General features: G+C 66.3%; 1 protein-coding gene. It reads right to left on the reverse strand.

The window, feature by feature from the left end:
* Positions 1-43 precede the first annotated feature (43 nt).
* Positions 44-1,093: an IS30 family transposase gene (locus HQK15_RS18220; RefSeq protein WP_059937720.1), complete on the reverse strand. Its 1,050-nt coding sequence runs from the start codon at positions 1,091-1,093 to the stop codon at positions 44-46.
* Positions 1,094-1,251: the final 158 nt, after the last annotated feature.

Below are 1,251 nucleotides of genomic sequence, written 5' to 3' on the forward strand. Positions count from 1 at the left end.
CTTCCAGAACTGGCGGTGTCAAGCACCAAGTGCAACAGCGGAATCACTGAAGGGAGTGGCTGGCTTGGGTGAGCTTTTCCAGCATGGCCTGGTAGACGGCGATCGGAGGGTAGAAGCCGTGGATGGCGCGCGGGCGGTTGTTGAGCCGGTCGGCGATCGCATCGAGCTCTTCCTGGCTGTAGACCGACAGGTCCGTGCCCTTGGGCAGGTACTGGCGCAGCAGACCGTTGATGTTCTCGCAACTGCCCCGCTGCCACGGACTGCGCGGGTCGCAGAAGTAGACCCGGATGCCAGTGGCTTCGGTCAGCTCCGGGTGGCGCGCCATTTCCTTGCCGCGGTCGTAGGTCAGGGTCTTGCGCATCGGTTCGGCAATGCTGCGCAGCTTGGCGGTGAAGCCCTCCAAGGCCGAGGCTGCCGTGGCATCCTTGAGCTTGGCCAGCATCACCAGACGCGAGCTGCGCTCGACCAACACCCCAACGGCCGAGCGGTTGGCCGCCCCCTTGAGCAGATCGCCTTCCCAGTGCCCCGGGAAAGCCCGCTCGTTGGCCTCGGGCGGACGCAGGTGGATGCTCACAGCGTCGGGCAGCTGACCACGCCGGTCCTGGCCACGCGAGCGCGGCATGCGCTTGGCTTGCGCACGCCTCAGACAGGCGATGAGTTCCTTGCGCAGCTCGCCGCGCGGCATCGCGTAGATGCAGTTGTAGATGGTCTCGTGCGAGACGCGGCGATCCAGATCGTCGGGCCACATGCGCCTGAGTGTGCCGGCAATCTGAGACGGCGACCAGCCCTCCAGCAGGAAGTGGTGCACCACGCCGAAGAGCACACCGTCTTCGGAGAGCTTGCGGCTGCGTCGGCGCTTGAGCCGCATCACATGGGCACGCGCCCCGGCTGCCCGCGCGTCATAAGTGCTGCTGCCTGCCGGCACGAAGGCCGCGCGCTGCGGCCAGTCCAGCGCTCGCCGGATCTCGCGCGTGATCGTCGACGGCGAGCGTTGCAGCGTGCGGGCAATGCCGCGTGCCGAGCAGCCCTGCTGCAGCATGATCATGATGGTGGCGCGCTCTTCGGCGCTCAAGTGCTGGTAGCGGGTTCCCATGGGTCGGCGGCAGGGTCGGGTACAAGGCAGATCAGGGGTGTTGCACTTGATTATTGACTCCGCCCCATTTATGAGCCGCGCAAGGTCTGCCGCGCCATCGAGTCTGGATCCCATCTCCGGATTGCCCGACCGCGGGCGATTCGTCCAACTGCTGGCTG

This window comes from Aeromicrobium stalagmiti (assembly GCF_013283745.1).
Taxonomy (GTDB): Bacteria; Actinomycetota; Actinomycetes; order Propionibacteriales; family Nocardioidaceae; genus Aeromicrobium; species Aeromicrobium stalagmiti.